Annotated in this window: 2 protein-coding genes; both read right to left on the minus strand. The window is 40.7% G+C overall.

Going from position 1 to position 1509, the window contains the following annotated elements; all coding sequences use genetic code 11:
* A partial coding sequence (locus tag F0226_RS22270; RefSeq protein WP_216606704.1) for a hypothetical protein occupies positions 1-221 on the minus strand: 221 nt, incomplete at its 3' end.
* A 152-nt stretch (positions 222-373) separates the two neighbouring features.
* Positions 374-1288, minus strand: a complete 915-nt coding sequence (locus tag F0226_RS22275) for a nucleotide-binding protein (protein WP_171737677.1) — start codon at positions 1286-1288, stop codon at positions 374-376.
* Positions 1289-1509: the final 221 nt, after the last annotated feature.

Raw genomic sequence — 1509 nt, forward strand, 5'->3', positions numbered from 1 at the left:
TCATCAACTAACCCATCGACTGGACTTGTGCATTTAAAACCAACCAAATCACCTGAAAACCAAATAAACCACTCTCCACCGCAACTATCACGTAATGAAGCCATTTCCTCATCACCACTCCATTCAGAGTTATATGAAAAGTAGCGATACTCCCATTCAGGTTCGATAATCGCATTTAAAAGGGCTAATTGTTTTAGTTTATTTTTAAGTTGATTAATCATACCGACCTTCAAATTTGTGGTTGCACATAACGCCCAATTAAGGTGTGAAGCACGCGACCACGACACTTAATTTGATCACCGTAAACACTGAACTCAACCCAAACCAAAAATGCCAAGCGTGCTGAATCACTCTTAAATTGTTTGTTAGATTTCTATACGTGGTAGCCTACATTTCTCATTTCTATCTTTAGTTGTTCTTGCCAGTTGAGGCTTGCATCCATCCCAACGTAAACTACACCACTAATGTCGTTTGGTGTTTCGATGTCTCCTTTAACAACAGCACAAACTCGTGGGCGACCTAATTTACCAATAAGGTATCCATGCTCAAACACAACATTTTGGCGCGCACGATACCGACCACTTAAAGCCCCCACTTTAGCTCCTGTATCGCATGGCGTGTAGAGTACAATACCGAAACCAACATTTGAGTAATGCTCGATCTTTTCAATAATTGTCATTCCAGAACTTGCCTGCATATGCAAAATGATTGGCTGTAAACCTAAACTAGAAATGAAACTTGCAACATCTAGTTTTGCTATATCGTCATGTCCATGAACAATGAATACTTGAGAATTATTAAACCCATTATCATCTTGACTGTCAGGCTTAACAACAGGCGGAGGAGGCATTCGCCGCTGTATGGCGGCGTTTACTTGAGCTTGGTTTAAATATCCACGCCTCATGAGAATTTCAAAAATAGGCTCATCTTTGACTGCCCAATGCGTACGAGATAATTCGAAACGCCCTAAGTCAATGTCAACGCGCATAGACTCAATTGCGCCAATTGGGAGGCTAGGAAAAATAGGGTCAAATTCATAGCTGAGTACAACCAAGCTTTTTCTAACCCTGATATCAGTAATGTAGCCAATCCGAGTTTCGACCGATTCGTTTTCAGTTACAAATAGCGTGGGGAAACTTTTTAGCTCTTCAATCGCATTCTTATCGAAGAACTTATACCGCTCACTAATTTCATCGGCTGTGTACTCTACAATCGCTCTACTGCGATCGCACTGATAAGGAGTGAGATCCCACGTTTCAGGGTCATGGGAAATAATTAAGTTAAACAATATACAATCTCCATTCTCATGGGCTCAAATGAAATCTAACGCCCAATTAAGTAGCTGACAACGCTACCAATAAACTCAAACTTACCACCAAAATCACTTAAGCTAAATCGTGCTGAAAATGCCAAGCGTTGACAGTCTGCTTAAATTGCTTGTTATGCCTGTGCTAAAACGCGCTCTACAAAAGCTGACTTTTTAAGACGATATTCATCTTGAGACCAACC

It is taken from the genome of Vibrio sp. 99-70-13A1 (assembly GCF_013114625.1).
In the GTDB taxonomy this organism is placed as follows: domain Bacteria; phylum Pseudomonadota; class Gammaproteobacteria; order Enterobacterales; family Vibrionaceae; genus Vibrio.